The sequence below is a fragment of the Erwinia pyri genome, assembly GCF_030758455.1.
In the GTDB taxonomy this organism is placed as follows: Bacteria; Pseudomonadota; Gammaproteobacteria; order Enterobacterales; family Enterobacteriaceae; genus Erwinia; species Erwinia pyri.
The window spans coordinates 1,232,097-1,251,114 of sequence record NZ_CP132353.1 but is presented as its reverse complement, the minus strand read 5'-3'; the positions used below and the strand labels follow the sequence as shown (position 1 = coordinate 1,251,114).

18 protein-coding genes are annotated in these 19,018 nt (G+C 57.3%); 4 read left to right on the top strand and 14 right to left on the bottom strand.

Going from position 1 to position 19,018, the window contains the following annotated elements; translation table 11 throughout:
* Nucleotides 1-58: 58 nt before the first annotated feature.
* From Q3V30_RS05845 to Q3V30_RS05810, 8 genes are all read right to left on the bottom strand, one after another.
* Nucleotides 59-892 carry a phosphodiesterase gene (locus Q3V30_RS05845; RefSeq protein ID WP_306211375.1) on the bottom strand — a complete coding sequence of 278 codons (834 nt, stop codon included), beginning with the start codon at nt 890-892 and terminating at the stop codon, nt 59-61.
* Between the two features lie 21 nt (nt 893-913).
* Nucleotides 914-1,897 (bottom strand): ABC transporter ATP-binding protein, encoded by a 984-nt coding sequence (locus Q3V30_RS05840; RefSeq protein ID WP_306211374.1) that lies wholly within the window; start codon nt 1,895-1,897, stop codon nt 914-916.
* Nucleotides 1,897-2,658: an ABC transporter permease gene (locus Q3V30_RS05835; protein WP_306213100.1), complete on the bottom strand. Its 762-nt coding sequence runs from the start codon at nt 2,656-2,658 to the stop codon at nt 1,897-1,899. The genes Q3V30_RS05840 and Q3V30_RS05835 overlap by 1 nt, the downstream gene beginning before the upstream one ends.
* 59 nt (nt 2,659-2,717) lie before the next feature.
* On the bottom strand, nt 2,718-3,590 hold the full coding sequence (locus Q3V30_RS05830) for an ABC transporter permease (RefSeq protein ID WP_306211373.1): 873 nt from the start codon (nt 3,588-3,590) through the stop codon (nt 2,718-2,720).
* Nucleotides 3,590-4,609: an ABC transporter substrate-binding protein gene (locus Q3V30_RS05825; protein WP_306211371.1), complete on the bottom strand. Its 1,020-nt coding sequence runs from the start codon at nt 4,607-4,609 to the stop codon at nt 3,590-3,592. Before Q3V30_RS05825 ends, Q3V30_RS05830 begins: the two co-directional genes overlap by 1 nt.
* A 30-nt stretch (nt 4,610-4,639) precedes the next feature.
* Nucleotides 4,640-5,653, bottom strand: a complete 1,014-nt coding sequence (locus Q3V30_RS05820; protein WP_306211369.1) for a LacI family DNA-binding transcriptional regulator — start codon at nt 5,651-5,653, stop codon at nt 4,640-4,642.
* Between the two features lie 108 nt (nt 5,654-5,761).
* Nucleotides 5,762-6,367 (bottom strand): DsrE family protein, encoded by a 606-nt coding sequence (locus Q3V30_RS05815; protein ID WP_306211367.1) that lies wholly within the window; start codon nt 6,365-6,367, stop codon nt 5,762-5,764.
* A gap of 58 nt (nt 6,368-6,425) precedes the next feature.
* A complete protein-coding gene (locus Q3V30_RS05810) occupies nt 6,426-7,031 on the bottom strand; it encodes a DsrE family protein (RefSeq protein WP_306211365.1) in 606 nt (201 codons plus the stop codon).
* An 810-nt stretch (nt 7,032-7,841) separates the two neighbouring features.
* Between Q3V30_RS05810 and bepA the strand changes: the two genes are divergently transcribed.
* Nucleotides 7,842-9,302: a beta-barrel assembly-enhancing protease gene (bepA, locus tag Q3V30_RS05805; protein WP_306213098.1), complete on the top strand. Its 1,461-nt coding sequence runs from the start codon at nt 7,842-7,844 to the stop codon at nt 9,300-9,302.
* A 13-nt stretch (nt 9,303-9,315) separates the two neighbouring features.
* Nucleotides 9,316-9,669, top strand: coding sequence for an arsenate reductase (glutaredoxin) (arsC, locus tag Q3V30_RS05800; protein ID WP_306211363.1), 354 nt, complete (start codon nt 9,316-9,318; stop codon nt 9,667-9,669).
* Between the two features lie 4 nt (nt 9,670-9,673).
* Here the strand turns inward: arsC and hda are convergent, their stop codons facing one another.
* The 3 genes from hda to upp all read right to left on the bottom strand — a co-directional run bounded on the left by hda (nt 9,674) and on the right by upp (nt 12,435).
* On the bottom strand, nt 9,674-10,375 hold the full coding sequence (hda, locus tag Q3V30_RS05795; protein ID WP_306213096.1) for a DnaA inactivator Hda: 702 nt from the start codon (nt 10,373-10,375) through the stop codon (nt 9,674-9,676).
* A gap of 86 nt (nt 10,376-10,461) precedes the next feature.
* On the bottom strand, nt 10,462-11,745 hold the full coding sequence (gene uraA, locus Q3V30_RS05790; protein WP_306211361.1) for a uracil permease: 1,284 nt from the start codon (nt 11,743-11,745) through the stop codon (nt 10,462-10,464).
* A gap of 63 nt (nt 11,746-11,808) precedes the next feature.
* Nucleotides 11,809-12,435 carry a uracil phosphoribosyltransferase gene (gene upp, locus Q3V30_RS05785; protein WP_306211360.1) on the bottom strand — a complete coding sequence of 209 codons (627 nt, stop codon included), beginning with the start codon at nt 12,433-12,435 and terminating at the stop codon, nt 11,809-11,811.
* Between the two features lie 244 nt (nt 12,436-12,679).
* Here upp and purM point away from each other — a divergent pair, with 244 nt between their 5' ends.
* Both purM and purN read left to right on the top strand, forming a co-directional pair.
* A complete protein-coding gene (purM, locus tag Q3V30_RS05780) occupies nt 12,680-13,720 on the top strand; it encodes a phosphoribosylformylglycinamidine cyclo-ligase (protein WP_306211358.1) in 1,041 nt (346 codons plus the stop codon).
* Nucleotides 13,717-14,355: a phosphoribosylglycinamide formyltransferase gene (gene purN / locus Q3V30_RS05775; protein ID WP_306211355.1), complete on the top strand. Its 639-nt coding sequence runs from the start codon at nt 13,717-13,719 to the stop codon at nt 14,353-14,355. Before purM ends, purN begins: the two co-directional genes overlap by 4 nt.
* A gap of 85 nt (nt 14,356-14,440) precedes the next feature.
* Here the strand turns inward: purN and pstB are convergent, their stop codons facing one another.
* From pstB to Q3V30_RS05760, 3 genes are read right to left on the bottom strand one after another with little or no spacing between them, the layout of a single operon-like run.
* Complete coding sequence (pstB, locus tag Q3V30_RS05770; RefSeq protein WP_306211353.1) at nt 14,441-15,214, bottom strand: phosphate ABC transporter ATP-binding protein PstB; 774 nt, start codon at nt 15,212-15,214, stop codon at nt 14,441-14,443.
* A 9-nt stretch (nt 15,215-15,223) separates the two neighbouring features.
* On the bottom strand, nt 15,224-16,870 hold the full coding sequence (gene pstA, locus Q3V30_RS05765) for a phosphate ABC transporter permease PstA (RefSeq protein WP_306211351.1): 1,647 nt from the start codon (nt 16,868-16,870) through the stop codon (nt 15,224-15,226).
* Entirely contained in the window at nt 16,867-19,005 is a 2,139-nt protein-coding gene (locus Q3V30_RS05760; RefSeq protein ID WP_306211349.1) for an ABC transporter permease subunit, read from the bottom strand. The genes pstA and Q3V30_RS05760 overlap by 4 nt, the downstream gene beginning before the upstream one ends.
* Nucleotides 19,006-19,018 lie beyond the last annotated feature (13 nt).

Genomic DNA, 19,018 nt, shown 5'->3' with positions numbered 1-19,018 from the left:
ACACCTCTCGTTCATTTTGGGAATAATTCGACCCCTTTTGTGCCAATAAAAATTTGATTTAATCGATCAATCCGTTCTCGTCATAGAAAGGATAGGGGCCGTCAGACTGCTCAATGACGCACTGATGGGTGATAACACCCTGCTCTGGCGTCCAGCGATGCAGTAAAAATCCGGCAGGTTCCAGGCAAAAGTGCGCCGGGCCATCCGGGCGCAGATCCAGCGCTACCTGGTGGGAAACGCCAGGCGCGCTACAGGCAACCGTTCCCGCAAAGGCAACGTGCATGCTACGGTGGAGATGCCCGCAGAGCACGCGTTCTACCTGTGAATGCTTCTCCAGCACGGTAGCCAGCTGCTGAGGGTTTTGTAAACGCTGACGATCCATATGCTCAATGCCGCTGATAAAGGGCGGATGATGAAGCATCACCAGCGTTGCGCGTGAAGGTTGCTCCTCCAGCTTCTCCTCCAGCCAGTTCAGCCGCCCGGCACAGAGTTCGCCCTGCGGCTCGCCGGGCACGGTGGAGTCCAGCGCCAGCAGGCGTAACGGCCCGCACTCTGCTTCCCACTGGATAAATTCGTGGTGCTGAAAAAGCTCAGTTTGTCCGGCGAAGACTTTGCGCACCGCCTGCCGATCGTCATGATTTCCCACCATCAGCCAGTAGGGAATTTCCAGCGCCCCCAGCGCCACTTGCAAAGTCTGATACTCTTCCTGATTGCCGAAGTCGACAAGGTCTCCGGTAATGACCACAGCATCAGGGCGCGGAGAGAGCGAGTTCAGTCGGCTGATTGCTTTTCGCAGCGCCCCCAGCGTGTCGACCTGGCGATAAGAGAGTTTTCCGCCAGCTTTAATATGTAAATCACTGATTTGCGCGATTAGAACAGCTTGCTGAGTCACAATAGATTTCCTTTGTTCACCTTAATCAAAATTCATCATCAGTTCGTCGGCGATAATTACCCCAACCTGCTGGCCAGTGTGCCACTGCTCGCGGGCAGCACGCTCCACCTGAACAGGCTTTTCGCCGCCAATATCAATAAACAGACGCTGGCTGGCTCCCAGGAACAGCTGCTCAACTATCCGTCCGCTGCGGTGCCCGGTGGCTGTCTGGCTCAGCTGAATATCTTCAGGACGGCAATAGCGTGCAGGCCTCCCGCTTGTTGCGGGCTGAATGCAGTTAATGGCACCCACAAAATCCGCCACAAAACGGGTTGCGGGATGTTGATAGATCTCCCGCGGAGTGCCGATTTGCACAACGCGGCCCCGCTCAAGCACGGCGATGCGATCGCCCAGCGCCATCGCTTCCTGCTGATCGTGCGTGACATAGACGGCCGTCATACCCAGCTTGCGCAGCAGATGCCCAATCTCTTCCCGCAGGCGCTCGCGAAGCTTCACGTCCAGTGCTGCCAGCGGCTCGTCAAACAGCAGCACTTTGGGCCGGGCCGCCAGCGCGCGAGCCAGCGAGACGCGCTGCTTCTGCCCCCCCGAGAGCGCCTGAACGGGACGATGCGCAAAAGGCAGCAGATCCACCATCGCCAGCATCTCGTCCACTCGTGCCCGGCGCTCGGTTTTGTTGATACCCTGAATGCGCAGGCCGTAACCCACGTTGTCGGCCACGTTCATATTGGGAAACAGCGCATAGTTCTGGAACACCATGCCGACATTGCGTTTTTCGATCGGCAGCGCGGTGACGTTACGATCGCCAAACCAGACTTCTCCCCCCTCGTCCGAAGACTCCAGACCGCTGATAATACGCAGCGTGGTGGTTTTGCCGCAGCCAGAAGGCCCCAGCAGCACCAGCGTTTCACCCGCCACGATATCTAAATCAGAGGGGTGCAGAGCAACGGCATTGCCGGCAAACGTGCGTGAACAACGACGTAAATGAATACTCAGGGAGTCTGCCATCAGACTGTCTCCTTAACAGATAGCGTTCCGGCGTCCGTCCGGCGCTGCGTAAGCCGGGTCAGCCAGCTCATTGCCATCAGCAGCGGCAGGACGATCGCCAGAAAAATCAGTGTGTAAGCTGAACCCACTTCCAGTCGCATTGAGGCATAGCTGTCCGCCAGCCCAACCGGCAAAGTTTTAGTCAGCGGCGTATGCAGCATCCAGGTGATATTGAACTCACCCATTGAGAGCGTCAGCACCATAAAAGCGCCGGCCAGAATGCCGTTGCGGCAGTTCGGCACGATAACGGTAAAGAAGCGCCGCCAGAAGCTGGCGCCCAGGCTGGCAGCCGCCTCTTCAAGCTGCAGCAGCTGGCTGGTGCGCATGACCGACAGCACCGGACGCACCATAAATGGCAGCGTGAAGAGCACGTGACCGATCAGAATAAAGAGCCAGCTGCTGCGCAGATCGTGAAATCCGCCATAGACCACAATCAGCCCCAATGCTGTCGCCAGCCCCGGTAACGCCACCGGCAGCAACAGAAACTCCTCAATGCGGCCCGCCCAGCGGGAAGGTGTTTTCAGCAATCCCCATGCGGCGGGGACGCCGACCAGCAGTACGCACGCCACGCAGCTCAGCGCAATCAGCACCGAGAGCCACAACGTGCCCGCATACATCTCCCAGACCTGTTCAACCCAGCGAAGCGTCAGTCCACTTTTCAGGCCAACAAAAGCATTGGTGGTCACGCCCGCCAGCAGGGAAAGCAGGATGGGCACCACCATAAACAGGCAGAGGCTGAGGGTAAAAGTCAGCTGCAGCCAGAACAGTTTTGAGCGTTTCTTCACGCGATCCCCTTATGGTCACCGGCCAGCCAGCGCGCCAGAATGAGTGCCAGCCAGGCCACGCCGCCCATGGCTACCGACAGCGCGGCCGCAGTGGCGAAATTGGCATAATTGGTAAACTCTCCGTAGATGGTCAGCGGCAGCACCTTCAGATCGGTCCCTAACGTAAACGCCGTACCAAATGCGCCCATGCTGGTGGCAAAACAGATGGCACCGCTGGAGAAGAGCGCGGGCGAGATGCCCGGAACAATCACATCCCAGACCACCCGCCACTGGCTTGCGCCCAGAGAACGCGCGGCCTCTTCCAAAGACGGGTCGAGTTTTTCGCAGGCAGCCACCAGCGTCATCACCACGCGGGGAACAGAAAAGTAGAGGTAGGCGACAAACAGGCCAGCCAGCGAGTAGGCAAATACCCAGCGCTCACCAAACAGCGCGAGGCTGATTTGCGCCAGCAGCCCCTGCCGCCCCGCCAGCATCACCACTAAAAATCCCACCACCACGCCGGGAAAGGCGAGCGGGAAGGTCAGCATGGCCAGTAAAACGGAGCGACCGGTAAAGTGATGGCGGGCGAGGAAACAGCCAGTGATGGCACAGAGAGCCACCGCCAGCAGGGAGACCAGCAGCGAGAGAAGCACGGTAACGCCCAGGCTGCGGAGATACTGCGGCTGGGTGAGAATAGTCCAGTAAGCATTTACGCCGGTGCTGTTATCGGGCTGCATCCCCATCATCACCAGTCTGGCGAAGGGTAACAGCCAGAACGCGGCGAAAAAGAGCAGCGCTGGCACCAGCATCCATTGCACTTTGCGGAGAAGCGACCCCCTACGTCCGCCCGGCTGGGCGTGCGTAGGGGTGCTGAGCAACGGCACGGACATTACTGGATCTCGCTCAGATAACGGGCAGAGAAAGCTTTCTGCACATCAGCCATCTGCTGATAATTGACCGTTTTAGCACGGGCATAGTCGCTTTCCGGCAGGAAACGTTTTTTCGCTTCCGCCGACATCGCTTCCGGACGAACCGGACGCAGATAAGCGTTGGCCCAGATAGCCTGTCCCTTGTCGGAAAGCACATAGTCGATCACTTTTTTGCCGTTGTCGCCGTGCGGCGCGTTCTTCACCAGGCTGATGACGTAAGGCACGGTGATAGTCCCCTCTTTCGGGATCACGAAGGCGACGTTGGCCTTGTCGGTATACTTTGCACGATAGGCGTTGAAATCGTAGTCCAGCATAATCGGGATCTCGCCAGAGAGCAGCCGGGCATAAGCCGTCTGCTTCGGCACAATCGGTTTATTGGCAGAGAGCTTTTTAAAGTAAGCCAGGCCCGGACCGAAATCATTCAGCGTGCCGCCCATCGCCAGATTTGCCGCAACAGCGCCAACATAGCCAACGAAGGCGCTTGAAGGATCGAGAAAGCCAATCATGCCTTTGTATTCAGGCTTTAACAGATCGTTCCAGGACTGCGGTACCGGCAGGCCGCCCAGCGCATCCACGTTCACCATAAAGCCCATCGTGCCGGAGTGCAGCGCTACCCAGTTGCCGTCAGGATCTTTCATTCCGGCCGGGATCGCATCCCACTCTGCGGGTTTATAGGGCTGAACCACATCAGATTTGGCTGCCTGGATGCCGAAGGTCACCCCCAGGTAGGCCACGTCTGCTACCGGATTGGCCTTTTCAGCCACCAGCTGTGCCAGCGCCTGGCCGGAGTTTTTGTTGTCCTGCGGGACGTTGATCCCGGTATCTCTGGCAATCGCTTTCAGCTGCGTGCCCCAGTCGGCCCACTCTGGCGGGCAGTTATAACAAATGGCATCAGCGGCTGACGCCATCTGACTGAACAGAGCACTTCCCGCCAGCAGCGCGGCGGCGGCAATCTTGCTGAACTGTTTACGCTGTAACATAAGTTTTCCCGGATGTTGGTGTCATAAAGGTTATAGAAAAATCGGAACAGGAGGCGGCGCGATGCTTTCCCCCAGCCTTAACTGCGCGGGCAGCGGCAGGAGGGAGTCAGCGTGCTGTCCGGCGATCAACGTCAGCAGATGCGTAATCGCCTGGGTTCCCATGTTCCGTAAAGGTTGCACTACTGAGGTCAGCGACGGATAAACCAGCCGCCCGAGGTCAATGCCGTCGAAGCCGATAATGGAAATTTGCTGCGGCACGCGGTAGCCCGCACGCAGCAGCTCGCCCATCACGCTGATGGCCAGAAGGTCATTGGTACAAAGCAATGCGGTCATTGCCTGGCCGCCACGCAAAGCGGGCAGCAGGGTCTGTAAGTCGGAGCGGGTATGGCTGGGCATTTCCAGCACGGAAGCGGGCTGCAGGCCGGCTGAGCTCATCGCGTCGCAATAGCCCTGGTAGCGTTGCAGCGCACGGTCTGACTGCAGGATCGGCCCGGCGATCATGCCGATATGCCGGTGCCCCAGCGCCAGCAGATGTTCTGTGGCCTGCCGCATCGCCTGGCGGTTATTCACGCAGACTGAAGGCAGCGCGATTTTTTGCGGTGCATTATGCACCAGCACCACGGGAACAGCCTCCTGCTGGAGATCAGAGAGTACCGCGCTGTTGTCAGCATCTGCCACGGTCAGCACCAGGCCGTCAACGCGCTGGCGCAGCATATTCTCGACGATCTCAGCTTCCCGCTGGGGCTGATAATCACTGGTAGCGATCAGCAGCGCATAGCCCTTTTTCTGCGCAGCGATTTCCATGGCCTGCAGCTGTTCGGCAAAGACGGGATTTCTCAGGGAGGGAAGCAGCACCCCCAGCGTGCGCGAGGATTGCGTGCGCAGCTGACGGGCAATATGGTTGGGACGGAAGCCCAGCTGCTCGGCGGCCGCAAATACGTTATGCCGGGTCTCTTCCCGCACCAGCTCAGGCGAGGAAAATGCCCGGGCCGCCGTTGCGCGGGAAACACCAGCCAGTTTGGCCACGCGTAATAAATCTGTCACTCGCTTACCCTCACTCTGAGATCGATCTCATGGCAGGCAAGTTAGCAGCGATTTATGACAGTAAAATGATTGTTGATAACCCGCAGAGAGGCAGAAAAGCGATGCCGCTTACATCGGCATCAGCATATAGCCTTTTTTCTCCAGCGTAGTAATAGTGGTCAGGTTAGAGAGCGCGTGGGTGACATTTTTGTCCACCCAGTCAAAGCCATAGCGATGCCCGGCGACTGCCTGATCGCAAACGGAAACCACGACGCCCGCCTCACGAAGTCTGGCAATCAGCGGCAGATTGGGATTATCGACCCCAAATTCTTCGCGATATCGTTCATTGTTCAGCACCACCGGCGTGGCGGACCCGGCGATGGCGACGACAAATTTCAGACTCTCCAGCGGAACGCCGGAAGCCACATAAAGATTGACCGTGCGGGCTACTTTCTCCAGTTCGGCATTCACCGCTTTTTTCGGCTCGTGCCCATCCTGAACCTGGAAAACCACGTTGTACTGCTCGCTGCTTTGCGGGCGAAACGCGCTCTCAGGCCGGTTATGGATTTTGCCATATCCTTTGATCGCTGGCGTCTGCCAGAATCCTTCAGGCTGGGTGGCATTGCCTGCGGTCAGGCTGGACACTTTTTCAATGATGGTGGGCGCCTTAAGGGCCGCCACGGTAGCCAGCGAGGCGATAATCGCGACGGCGGCAACGTTGAGGGTCTGACGCATCAGCGCATTCTCCGGTTCTGGCGGGCCAGAGGCCCGCGAAATAACAGGGACAACAGAATTACATCGCGAGGAAGGCGTAGCCCTGGTTCTCCAGGGTTGAAACCGTGGTCGGGCTGGAGAGCGCGTGCGTCACAGACTTATCAATCCAGTCGTGCTGGAAATGGTGGAAGGCTACCGACTGATCGCAGACCGAGACATCAACCCCTTTCGCCCGCAGCTCACTAATCAGCTTCAGGTTAGGATTGTCCATACCGAACAACTTTTTATACTGTTCATTATTCAGCATTGCCGGCGTGCCGTCGCCAGTAACGGAGACCACAAATTTCAGCTGGTCGGCAGGAATGCCGGAAGCCACATAGAGGTTTACCACCCGGGCAACCCGCTCCAGACCGAGATTAGGATCGTTCGGTCCATTTTCTGCTTTGGTGATCTGAAAAACGATTTTATTGCTCTCGCCCGCTGCCGGTTTATAAGCGACGTCTGATTCGTAATGAATTTTGCCATAGCCGTCGATAGCTGGCGTGGTCCAGAAACCTTCCGGGTCGCTGGCTTTATTACCAAAACGCTCGCTCAGTTTATCGACAATATCGGGAGCTTTAGAAAAACTGGCGCCGACAAAACCGGCTACGACGGCAATTAATAAATAGGATACTACTGGACGCATAGAATGCTCTCCGCAACAGGGCAACGAGTCAGATGGCTCAAATGGGTTACAAACTGTCGCGGACTTCGGCGACAGGAGGATCTATACCATAGCTCGGAGGCGATGTTGCCCCTGCGAAAAGGAAGACTCCCTTAAATGCTTTAGTGATGAAATCATTGCACTTTTATAATATGCAGCATTATTTAAATATAAGCATCAGAAAGGGATAAAATTCAGATCCAGTTAATATTAAGGTAATAAATTTAACCAGCATTGATTAATCTGATAACCTCTTAATATATTAATGAACAGGATTCTGATATCTGGGATGAGCAAATGAATTTATATTATATTACGGCACTATTGTGAAATGTATAGCCACAGGTTTATAGCAATAATATTAATAAGCAGGGTTGGCGCACCGCGCCTGGATCGGCCTGTTTTTCAGAGTAAACCTAATCAAAATACATGCCACCATCAATTTAATTGAATAAATTTACCTAACTTTAATTATGCAGGCGGCGTAAGAGCGCAAGGCAACAGGCAAAAAGAATGGGATCGCGCGGGAAACGCCCTTTTTCAGCGCCTCATTAACGTTCTTTCTGTCGTTAAGAAAAGCCTGCTAATTTTGCGGCTGGCAAAGGACATTCAATTTTTTGCGGCATATTTCCCATTTTTGCTGAATCTGGCTCCCTGTTTCCCCCGATCAGCGTTTCCTTCCCTGTAACTTGTGATTAAGATACCCTGCGAAAAGAGCTGTTCAGCAGGTGCAGACAGAACATTTTGTTTGCCCCCGGGTCAAAAGAGGACGTCATCAGAATGGGATTCAGCATGATTAACCGCCTGAAGAAATGTGCGCTGGCCTCGCTCATTATTACGCTGACTACCGCTTCCCTGCCAGTCAGGGCGGACCTCAGCGATAACCTGCCCGATATTGGCACCACCGCCGGTAACACGCTTTCTATTAATCAGGAGCTGGCAATGGGCGACTTCTATGTCCGCCAGCTGCGGGCCAGCGCGCCGCTGATCAATGACCCTTTGCTGAATGATTACATCAATCAGCTTGGAGAGCGGCTGGTGGCGCATGCCTGGTCGGTGAAAACCCCCTTCCACTTCTATCTGATCAGCAATGATGAGATCAACGCCTTCGCCTTTTTTGGCGGCAACGTGGTCCTCCACTCGGCCCTGTTTCGCTATACCGATAATGAGAGCCAGCTCGCCTCGGTTATGGCGCATGAAATCTCACACGTCACTCAACGCCACCTCGCGCGCGCTATGGAAGAGCAGCAGCGTAACGCGCCCCTGACATGGGTGGGCGCGCTCGGCTCTATCTTACTGGCGATGGCTAACCCTCAGGCAGGGATGGCGGCATTGAGCGGTACGCTGGCGGGCACTCAACAGGGGATCATCAGCTTTACCCAGCAGAATGAGCAGGAAGCAGATCGCATCGGCATTCAGGTGCTTCAGCGCGCCGGCTTCGATCCTGAGGCGATGCCCAACTTTCTGCAAAAGCTGGCCGATCAGTCGCGCTTCTCTTCAAAACCGCCCGAAATCCTGCTGACGCACCCGTTGCCAGACAGCCGCCTTTCAGATGCGCGCAACCGCGCCAATCAGATGAAGCCGGTGGTGGTGCAGTCATCTCAGGATTATTACATGGCGAAGGTTCGTGCACTGGGTATGTATGCCACCGGGCAGAATCAGCTCACCGATGACATTCTGGCTACGCTGAGCAAAGGCAATACCCGCGAGCAGGCGGCCGCGCAGTATGGCAAAGCGGTACAGTTTCTTCAGGCAAAAAGCTTCGCTAATGCGAAAAAGATTGTGGCGCCGATGCTGGCTAAGGAGCCCGCCAACGCCTGGTATCTGGATATCATGACCGACATCGACATCGGGCTTAAGCAGCCGCAGCAGGCTATCGCCATGCTGCTGGCGGCAAAAGGCGCCAGTGCCAGCCCGGTGGTGCAGCTGAACCTTGCTAATGCCTATGTGGAAGCGAAGCAGCCCGCCAGCGCCAGCAAAATTCTCTATCGTTACACCTGGGCGCATAAAGAGGATCCTAACGGCTGGGATCTGCTGGCCCAGGCCAGTGCCGATCAGGGGCTGAACGATGAAGAGCAGGCGGCGCGTGCCGAGAGTCTGGCCCTCAACGGTCAACTTGATCAGGCGATCAGAAGCCTGAGCAGCGCCAGCTCCGCCGTGCCGTTAGGCAGCCTGAAGCAGGCCCGCTACGATGCCCGCATCGACCAGTTCCGCCAGCTACAGGAACGGTTCCGCAAATATCAGAAATCATAATCAGGTAGAAAACATGTCGGAAGTGCAGATTTATCACAATCCACGCTGTACCAAAAGCCGGGAAACGCTGACGCTGCTCCAGGAAAAAGGGGTTGAGCCAGAAGTAATTCTTTATCTGGCATCGCCTCCGGACGTGGCAACGCTGCAGGCGCTGTTAGCTATGCTCGGCTTCAGCTCGGCACGGGATCTGATGAGGAAGAAAGAAGAGATTTATAAAACGCTGGCGCTTGAAGATAAAACGTTGAGCGAGGCGCAGCTGCTGCAGGCGATGGCAGAAAATCCAAAACTGATTGAGCGGCCAATTGTCATCAATAAAGGTATAGCGCGCCTGGGCCGCCCGCCCGAGCAGGTGCTGACCATCCTGTAAGGAGTCAGAGACCCAGCGCTTCCTTCACGAACGGAATGGTCAGCTTACGCTGGGCACTGATGGAAGCGCGATCCAGTTTATCCAGCGTCACAAACAGCGTACGCATCTCGCGATCCAACCGTTTCAGCAGGAAACGGCCCACATCTTCCGGTAGCTCAAACCCGCGTAATCTGGCCCGCAGCTGCAGCGCCTGAAGCTTGTCTTCATCGGACAGCGGCTGAAGCCGGTAAATCTGCCCCCAGTCGAGACGGGAAGCGAGATCGGCTAACTTCAGGTTCAGCTGCCGGGGAGGACGATCTGCAGTGATCAGTAAGCGGGTTCTGCCGGTTTCGAGAATGCGGTTATAGAGATCGAAAATTGCCATTTCCCAGGGCTCATCCCCGGCGATGCATTCGATATTGTCGATGCAGATCAGCGGCAGCTGCTCCATTCCGTCCAGCACTTCCGGCACGAACCAGGTACGCTTATCCAGCGGAACATAGCCCACAGCTTCGCCGCGGGCGGAGAGTTCTGCACAGGCGGCATGCAGTAAATGGCTGCGACCGCCCCCTTCACGCGACCAGAAATAGAAGTAGCTGCCATGCTCCTGCTGCAACGCGCTTTGCAGTGCGGCGATCAGCGAGGGGTTCTCCCCCGGCCAGAAACTGGCGAAGGTTTCATCATCGGGCAGATAGAGTGGCAAAGAGAGCTGTGCCGGTGTGTTCAGAAGCACCTCAGTAGTGATCGGGCAAAATCCGGCTGGAGTTTATCACAAGTTTCTTCCGTTAATAAACGCGGGCCGGATCTGCCGCTTTATGGACGATCCCGATCTTCAGGATCAAGCACCACTTCTTCCGGGCGCACCAGGCTGATGAGCTTAAAGATCAGGCTCAGCAGAACGCCCACGATGGTCGCCAGCGCCATCCCTTTCAGCTCGGCGGCACCAATATGTACGGTAGCGCCGCTGACGCCGATAATCAGGATCACCGAGGTGAGGATCAGGTTCTGCGCCTTGTTATAGTCAACCTTTGACTCGATCAGCACGCGGATACCGGAAGCGCCAATCACGCCGTACAGCAGCAGCGAAACGCCACCCATTACCGGCACCGGAATAGCCTGAATTGCTGCCGCCAGCTTACCCACGCAGGAGAGCAGGATGGCGAGGATAGCCGCACCGCCAATCACCCAGGTGCTGTAAACGCGGGTAATTGCCATCACCCCAATGTTTTCGCCGTAGGTGGTGTTAGGCGTGGAGCCGAAGAAGCCGGAGAACACGGTTGAGATCCCGTTAGCAAACATCGACCGGTGAAGGCCAGGATCTTTCAGCAGATCTTTTTTCACGATATTGGCGGTGACCACCAGATGCCCTATGTGCTCCGCAATCACCACCAGCGCTGCAGGCAGAATAGTCAGCATCGCCACCCATTCGAAACGGGGCTTATAGAACGTGGGCAGCGCAAACCAGGGCGCAGCCTCTACCGCAGACCAGTTCACAATCCCCATTGCCGAGGAGAGCGCATAGCCCACCAGCACGCCGATCAGAATCGGGATAATCGCCATAAAGCCGCGGAACAGTACGGAGCCAAATACCGTCACGGCGAGGGTGACCATCGAAATAATAATGGTTTTGCTCTCGACGGCAGCGCCGTTAGCAGGCAGCAGCCCCGCCATATTCGCCGCCACGCCCGCCAGCTCCAGGCCGATTACCGCCACGATTGCGCCCATCGCCGCAGGGGGGAACATCACGTCCAGCCAGCCGGTTCCGGCCTTTTTAACGATCAGTGCCACCAGACAGAAGAGCACGCCACAAAGGATAAATCCGCCCAGCGCCACTTCATAACCCAGCGGCAGAAGAAGTAATACAGGGGAGATAAAGGCGAAGCTGGAACCCAGATAGGCGGGGATTTTTCCCTTACAGATAAAGAGATAGAGCAGCGTGCCCAGCCCGTTAAACAGCAGCACCGTGGCCGGATTGATATGGAACAGGATCGGTACCAGTACCGTGGCGCCAAACATGGCGAACAGATGCTGGAAGCTGAGCGGAATAGTTTGCAGCAGCGGCGGACGCTCGCTGACGCCAATTGCACGACGAGTCATAGTATTACCCTTAGTTTACCCCAATAAAAAGCCGACTCTGCGGTCGGCTTGTCTGCATCATTCCTATTTCGTACCGAAGATCTTATCGCCTGCGTCGCCCAAGCCGGGGATAATATACCCCTTCTCGTTCAGTCCCTGATCAACTGACGCGGTGTAGAGCTCAACATCCGGGTGCGCTTTTTCCAGCGCGGCAATCCCTTCCGGTGCGGCAACCAGCACCAGCACTTTGATGCTGGTGCAGCCCGCCTTTTTCAGCAGGTCGATAGTGGCGATCATCGAGCCGCCGGTTGCCAGCATCGGGTCAACCACCAGCGCCATACGCTCTTCAATGTTCGACACCAGCTTCTGGAAGTAGGGCACCGGCTCCAGCGTCTCTTCATCACGGTAAACGCCCACTACGCTGATGCGCGCGCTGGGAACATGCTCCAGCACGCCCTCCATCATGCCAAGCCCGGCACGCAGGATCGGCACCACGGTAATTTTCTTGCCTTTGATCTGCTCAATCTCTACCGGACCGTTCCAGCCTTCAATGGTCACCGTTTCGGTTTCCAGGTCGGAGGTGGCTTCATAAGTCAGCAGACTTCCCACTTCTGAGGCGAGTTCACGAAAACGCTTGGTGCTTACGTCATGTTCACGCATCAGGCCCAGTTTATGTTTGACCAGCGGGTGTTTGACTTCCACGATCTTCATTGTTGTACTCCCGGAGTGTTAAGCTGCAAAAAAAAAATCGCGAGATTATAGCGCCATTTACGCCCGACGCCATATGACTTAGTGCAACTTCTGTTAATTCCTCCTCTGCCCCTTAAAGAATTGGCTAAAATTCAGTTATCCGCAACGCGTCATCAGATGGCACTCGCAAACGTTTGCCTGCGCTGTTAGAATTGCCGCGCTTTATTTTCCATACCACCAACCGCAAACCGCGTGGGGATCCGCAGTGACCGACAAAACCTCTCTCAGCTATAAAGACGCCGGCGTAGACATCGACGCGGGTAATGCTTTAGTCGACCGTATTAAAGGCGTAGTGAAAAAGACTCGTCGCCCGGAAGTGATGGGTGGACTGGGCGGTTTCGGTGCCCTTTGTGCGCTGCCGCAAAAATACCGCGAGCCGGTTCTGGTTTCCGGCACTGACGGCGTCGGCACCAAGCTGCGTCTGGCGATGGACCTTAAACGCCACGATACCATCGGTATCGACCTGGTCGCGATGTGCGTGAACGATTTGGTGGTACAGGGCGCCGAGCCGCTGTTCTTCCTGGATTATTATGCCACCGGCAAACTGGATGTGGAGACCGCAGCCAGCGTGATCACCGGCATCGCTGAAGGCTGTTCCCAGTCCGGCTGTGCGCTGGTGGGTGGCGAAACGGCTGAAATGCCGGGCATGTATCATGGCGAAGATTATGACGTCGCAGGCTTCTGCGTTGGCGTAGTGGAAAAGTCAGAAATCATCGACGGCAGCAAGGTGCAGGATGGCGACGTGCTGATTGCGCTGGGTTCAAGCGGCCCGCACTCCAACGGTTATTCGCTGGTGCGCAAAATTCTGGAAGTCAGCAAAACCGACCCGGAAGCGACTCAGCTGGAAGGCAAGCCGCTGGCTGACCACCTGCTGGAGCCAACCCGTATTTATGTCAAAAACCTGCTGAGCCTGATTGAACAGGTAGAGGTGCATGCCATCTGCCACCTCACCGGCGGCGGCTTCTGGGAAAACATCCCTCGCGTGCTGCCTGACAACACCCAGGCGGTGATTGAAGAGTCAAGCTGGCAGTGGCCTGCGGTATTTGGCTGGATGCAGGAAGCGGGCAACGTCAGTCGTCACGAGATGTACCGCACCTTTAACTGTGGCGTGGGCATGCTGATCGCCCTCAGCGCAGAGGAAGCGGACAAAGCGGTGCAGCTGATGAGCGACGCAGGCGAAAAAGCCTGGAAAATTGGCGTAATCAAAGCATCTGATTCCGATGAGCGTGTGGTCATTAACGCATGAAACGGCTGGTAGTGTTGATTTCCGGGCAGGGAAGCAACCTTCAGGCAATTCTGGATGCGTGTGAGCAGGGCCAGATCCGCGGCAGCGTCGCTGCCGTGTTCAGCAATAAATCACAGGCGTATGGTCTGACGCGAGCGCGTGAAGCGGGCGTGCCCGCCCATGCGCTGGCCGCTTCCCAGTTTGCGGACCGCGAGGCGTTCGATAACCAGCTGATGCTGGAGATCGATGCTTATGCGCCCGACCTGGTGGTGCTGGCTGGCTATATGCGCATTCTCAGCCCAGCCTTCGTGCAGCACTATGCCGGACGCATGCTGAACATTCACCCTTCCCTGCTGCCGAAATATCCCGGCCTGCATACGCATCGCCAGGCGATTGAAAATGGCGATGAAGAGCACGGCACCTCGGTGCATTTTGTGACCGAGCAGCTGGATGGCGGCCCGGTGATCCTTCAGGCGAAAGTTCCGGTATTTGCTGAAGATGGCGAAGAGGATGTTACCGCGCGTGTGCAGCATCAGGAGCACGCTATCTACCCGCTGGTGGTGAGCTGGTTTGTGGATGGCAGGCTGGAGATGCGGGACAACGCGGCCTGGCTGGATGGCGAAAAGCTGCCTGAAGAAGGGCACGCCTTCGACTGACCGCCAGGGCCACCCGCCAGATATTCTCCATACCCACACCCGGTGAACTTCATCGGGTGTTTTGTTTTATGCGGCTGGCGTTTTCTCAGCCGTAGCGCCCGGTAATGTAATCTTCGGTACGGCGCTGGCGCGGCGTGGTAAACAGTTCGTCCGTCTCGCCAAACTCCACCACGCTGCCCTGATGCATAAAGGCGGTGAAATCGGATACCCGCGCCGCCTGCTGCATATTGTGGGTGACCAGGATCAGCGTGAAATGCTGCTTGAGCGTGCTCATCAGCTCCTCAATCACCAGCGTGGAGATAGGGTCCAGCGCCGATGTCGGTTCATCCAGCAGCAAAATTTCGGGTTCGATCGCAATGGCTCGCGCAATCACCAGCCGCTGCTGCTGCCCGCTGGAGAGCGTCAGGGCGTTTTGCCAGAGGTTATCTTTCACCTCGGCCCATAACGCCGCCGCGCGTAAGGCGCGCTCTACCGCCTCATCCAGCACGCGTCGGTCGCGCACCCCCTGTAATCGCAGGCCGTAGACCACGTTTTCGTAAATAGTTTTCGGAAACGGATTCGGGCGCTGAAACACCATCCCCACCCTTCTGCGTAGCGCGGCCAGGTCCTGAGTGGCTGACATAATCGACTGCTGATGAAGTCGAATATCCCCTTCCGTCCGGCAGCCATCAATCAGCTCATTCATCCGGTTCAGGCTGCGTAATAATGTCGATTTACCGCAGCCTGAAGGGCCAATCAGTGCGGTAATCCGGTTTTCAGGGAAGCGCTGCGAGATGGTTTTTAACGCCTGCTTGTCGCCATACCACAGGGAAAAATTCTCCAGCTCCAGCGTGCTGGTCAGCTCTTCAGGGATCGCCATATTTCTCACTCAGTTCATTAATGCGCGATAACGTTCACGCAGACGATGACGCAACGCCATCGCCAGCACATTCAGCGCCAGAATAATTGTCACCAGCAGCAGCGCGGTAGCAAATACCAACGGCCTGTCTGCCTGCGCGTTAGGGCTCTGAAACGCCAGGTCATAAATCTGAAAGCCCAGATGCATAAATTTGCGGTCAAGGTGCAGATAGGGGAAGACTGCATCCACAGGCAGCTCGGGCACCATCTTCACTACGCCCACCAGCATCAGCGGCGCCGTTTCCCCGGCGGCACGCGCCACCGCCAGGATAAGCCCGGTCAGCATCGCCGGCACCGCCAGCGGCAGCGTGACGTGCCACAACGTTTCCGCCTGCGTGGCGCCCAGCGCCAGCGACCCCTGACGTAACGAGTTGGGAATGCGTGATAACCCCTCCTCAGTCGCCACAATCACCACCGGCAGCGTCAGTAATGCTAACGTCAGGGAGGCCCACAGCAGGCCCGGGGTGCCGAACGTCGGGTTGGGCAAAGCATCTGCGAAAAAGAGTCGATCCAGGCTTCCGCCTGCCAGCCAGACAAAAAAGCCCAGGCCAAAGACGCCATAGACGATAGAGGGCACGCCAGCCAGGTTCACCACGGCAATCCGCACCAGCCGCGTCATCAGCCCGTTTCCGGCGTATTCATGCAGCCAGATTGCCGCGACGACGCCGAGCGGCATCACCACCACGGACATCAGCAGCACCATCAGCACTGTGCCAAATATAGCCGGGAAAACGCCGCCCTCGCCCACGCTTTCGCCCGGCGTGCCGCTGACAAAGTGCCAGATCTGCCAGGCAAAGTGCAGCGCCTTCTCGCCATAGCTCATCGCGTTGGGGTACCAGGCCGATAAAATCTGATTGAGCGGGATAAAGTGCTGCTGGCCCTGCGCATCACGCAGGATCAGCACTGTACTGCTGCTTTCGCTGTTAAGATCATTAAGCTGCCGCGCTTTCAGCGCGAACTGACGCTGCAGCTCGCTGCTGTCAGCCTGATGGATCGACTGCGCCTGGGCAGTGTACTGATTCTCCTGCTGGAGCCGGTGCTGACGCTGCGCCAGCTGGTTCAGCTCGCTGTTAAGCCTGGCCATGCTGACACGACGTATCTTCTCCGCCTGCGACAGATGCTGCTGAGACTGTTTAATGCGCAGCTGCAGGGCGCGCATCATATTGCGGGCCACCAGCGGCTGCCCATTCTCCAGCAGCCCGTCAAACCAGCCATACGCCATACCGCCCGATCGCCGCTGGAGCGCAATCACCCCGGTTGGCTGTTCCTGCGCCACAATCTGATAACTCAGCAGACTCTGGAAATCGGTGGCGGCAAAATCGCGATTCCCGGTTTTGATCAGGTAGCGCGTCATTTCTGGCGGCAAACCTGCCGGCAGCACCCGGCCACTCGCCTCAAGCTGTTGGCGGGTTACGCTCTGTTTCTGAACAATTTCACCCAGCATCTGTGAAGTGCCGACGGTTTGCTGAACAGTATAGAGCGTCACTGCCTGCGGCCAGAAATAGCGAAAGCCCTGCCAGGCGAGCAGCGCAATCAGCAGAACAAAAGCCAGCAAGCTGACCGCCACCGCGCCGCCCGTTAACCAGCGCCAGCGGTGATTATTTTTCACGGCGCTCATGGCTGCCCCTCCTGTTGCCCATATTGCCGACGAAGCCGCTGACGAATAAGCTCTGCCAGCGTATTCACAATCAGCGTGAAGATCAGCAGCACCAGAGCGCTTAAGAACAGGATGCGGTAATGGGCGCTGCCTGCGGCCGCTTCCGGCATTTCGATGGCTACGTTGGCAGCCAGAGTGCGTACGCCCTGCAACAGGCCGCCTTCCGTTACCGGCGTATTTCCTGTCGCCATCAGCATGATCATCGTTTCTCCCAGCGCCCGGCCAAAACCGATCATCAGCGCGGCAAAGATGCCGGATGAGGCGCCCGGCACTACCACGCGGATCAGGGTTTGCCACGGCGTGGCGCCCAGCGCCAGCGACCCCTGCCCCAGAGAAGCAGGAACGCTGAAGATGGCATCTTCCGCCAGCGTGAAGATTAACGGCACCAGCGCGAAGCCCATAGCGACGCCTGCAATCAGTAAATTGCGCTGCTGGTAGTTCTGGCTGAAGCGTCCCGCCAGGCCATTGTCAAACAGCTGATGCTCTAGCAAAGGGATCAGCCACAGGGAGAGTGCCGCCGTCAGCAGCATCAGCGGCATCAGGATCCAGATTTCCCGGCCCTCCCTGCAGAGACGGTGACGCCAGACGGGCGATAATTGCTGTGAACCCCAGCTGCAGAGCAGCAGCACGCCAGCCAGCAGCAGCGGTAACAGCAGCACGCCCAGCAATCTGTCAGCGAGCTGAGGCGCCAGCCACAGCCCGGCAATCAGACCGATCACCACGCTGGGTAACGCGCCCATCATCTCTATCGCCGGTTTGACCCAGCGCCGGAGGCCAGGCGCCATAAACCACGCGGTGTACATCGCCGCCGCCAGCGCCAGCGGCGTGGCAAACAGCATGGCCAGACCGGCGGCTTTAAGGGTGCCTGCCACCATCGGCACCAGGCTGTATTTGCCCTGATACTCATCATTAGCAGAGGTGGATTGCCAGACGTAATCCGCGGCGGGATAGTGCTCATACCAGACTTTCTGCCACAGGTTCCGCCAGCTGATATCGGGCCAGGGATTGGTGAGCCGGTAGTGTCTCCAGATGCCGTCATGCTCCAGCAGCAAGCCATCGCCGCGCGGGGCGAACGTAGCGAGTCCGGCCCCGCTGTGTAGCTGGCTGGATAAGATTGCCCCCTGCTGTTTGCTGGCATAGAGCCTGAGTGCACCCTCCGGGTTTAGCGTGGCAAAGACGCGGCGATGCGCTTCGGTTATGAGCACGCCCCCCTCTTCCGCCCCGGCAAACTGGCGGATGTAGTGCAACTGCGGTCCCGACTCGCTGGCGATATCGAACCACTGTGAGATGCCACGGCTGTCCGCTATCAGCAGTGAGCTTCCTCCGCTCATCAGGGCAATGCGCGCCGGCACGCTATTTAGCGTGTGGGTATCACGCAGTACCGGCCCCTGCGGCGTTATTTTCCAGACGCGTAAAATGGTGCCAGAAACGGTGAATAAGCGTTGCCCATCGGGTGAAAGCAGCAGCTGTGTCACGCCAGGCGTGTTGACCGTAAAGATCTCAGCGGCGGTATTAAGCTGGTATTTGATCAGGGTGATCTGCTGCGCGCTGGCCTGAGCCACCAGCCAGCGCTGCTCGTCCAGCTGGGCCAGGGTTATAAGGCTGGCATCGGGATCGCTGCCCGCCAGCGGTTTGTCGCCTAAGGGGAAGCGCCAGAGCGGTTCGTTGGTCACCGTGCTGAACTGCGGCTGCACCAGCACCAGCCCGCTTTCACTCCGTAATAAAATGGAGCGGTCGTCAGGCGTGGAGACGGCAGCAACGGTGCCCCGGCTCAGCGGATAGGGTGCGGAAGCGGCCTGACTGCTCAGAGGAATAAAAAAGCCTTGCCCTTGCTTATCGATACGCCAGCCCCACTGCTGCCCCGCATCCATGCCCATCGCCACAGAAGGCTGGGAAGGAGGCAGCACGATCTGCTGTTCGTTGCTGAGTGAGGGCGTGGCAAACAGCGGCACAACCACCCACAGCAGCCAGACGAAGAGTAAAAACATCACCAGCAGAATAGCCAGCCCACAGATCCTGACGACGCGACGAGTCAGCCGGTCGATAAACCGACGGCGGCGGCCGTTGAACTGGGCAGGGATAGGGGTCGAACTCATGCGTTAAGGGCTT

Coding starts and splice junctions, on each gene's coding strand:
- arsC (WP_306211363.1), top strand. CDS start 9,316: ATGTCGGAAGTGCAGATTTATCACAATCCACGCTGTACCAAAAGCCGG.
- Q3V30_RS05825 (WP_306211371.1), bottom strand. CDS start 4,609: ATGTTACAGCGTAAACAGTTCAGCAAGATTGCCGCCGCCGCGCTGCTG.
- upp (WP_306211360.1), bottom strand. CDS start 12,435: ATGAAGATCGTGGAAGTCAAACACCCGCTGGTCAAACATAAACTGGGC.
- Q3V30_RS05840 (WP_306211374.1), bottom strand. CDS start 1,897: ATGGCAGACTCCCTGAGTATTCATTTACGTCGTTGTTCACGCACGTTT.
- purN (WP_306211355.1), top strand. CDS start 13,717: ATGAAACGGCTGGTAGTGTTGATTTCCGGGCAGGGAAGCAACCTTCAG.
- Q3V30_RS05830 (WP_306211373.1), bottom strand. CDS start 3,590: ATGTCCGTGCCGTTGCTCAGCACCCCTACGCACGCCCAGCCGGGCGGA.
- pstA (WP_306211351.1), bottom strand. CDS start 16,870: ATGAGCGCCGTGAAAAATAATCACCGCTGGCGCTGGTTAACGGGCGGC.
- Q3V30_RS05835 (WP_306213100.1), bottom strand. CDS start 2,658: ATGGTGGTGCCCATCCTGCTTTCCCTGCTGGCGGGCGTGACCACCAAT.
- uraA (WP_306211361.1), bottom strand. CDS start 11,745: ATGACTCGTCGTGCAATTGGCGTCAGCGAGCGTCCGCCGCTGCTGCAA.
- bepA (WP_306213098.1), top strand. CDS start 7,842: ATGATTAACCGCCTGAAGAAATGTGCGCTGGCCTCGCTCATTATTACG.
- pstB (WP_306211353.1), bottom strand. CDS start 15,214: ATGGCGATCCCTGAAGAGCTGACCAGCACGCTGGAGCTGGAGAATTTT.
- Q3V30_RS05815 (WP_306211367.1), bottom strand. CDS start 6,367: ATGCGTCAGACCCTCAACGTTGCCGCCGTCGCGATTATCGCCTCGCTG.
- Q3V30_RS05760 (WP_306211349.1), bottom strand. CDS start 19,005: ATGAGTTCGACCCCTATCCCTGCCCAGTTCAACGGCCGCCGCCGTCGG.
- Q3V30_RS05810 (WP_306211365.1), bottom strand. CDS start 7,031: ATGCGTCCAGTAGTATCCTATTTATTAATTGCCGTCGTAGCCGGTTTT.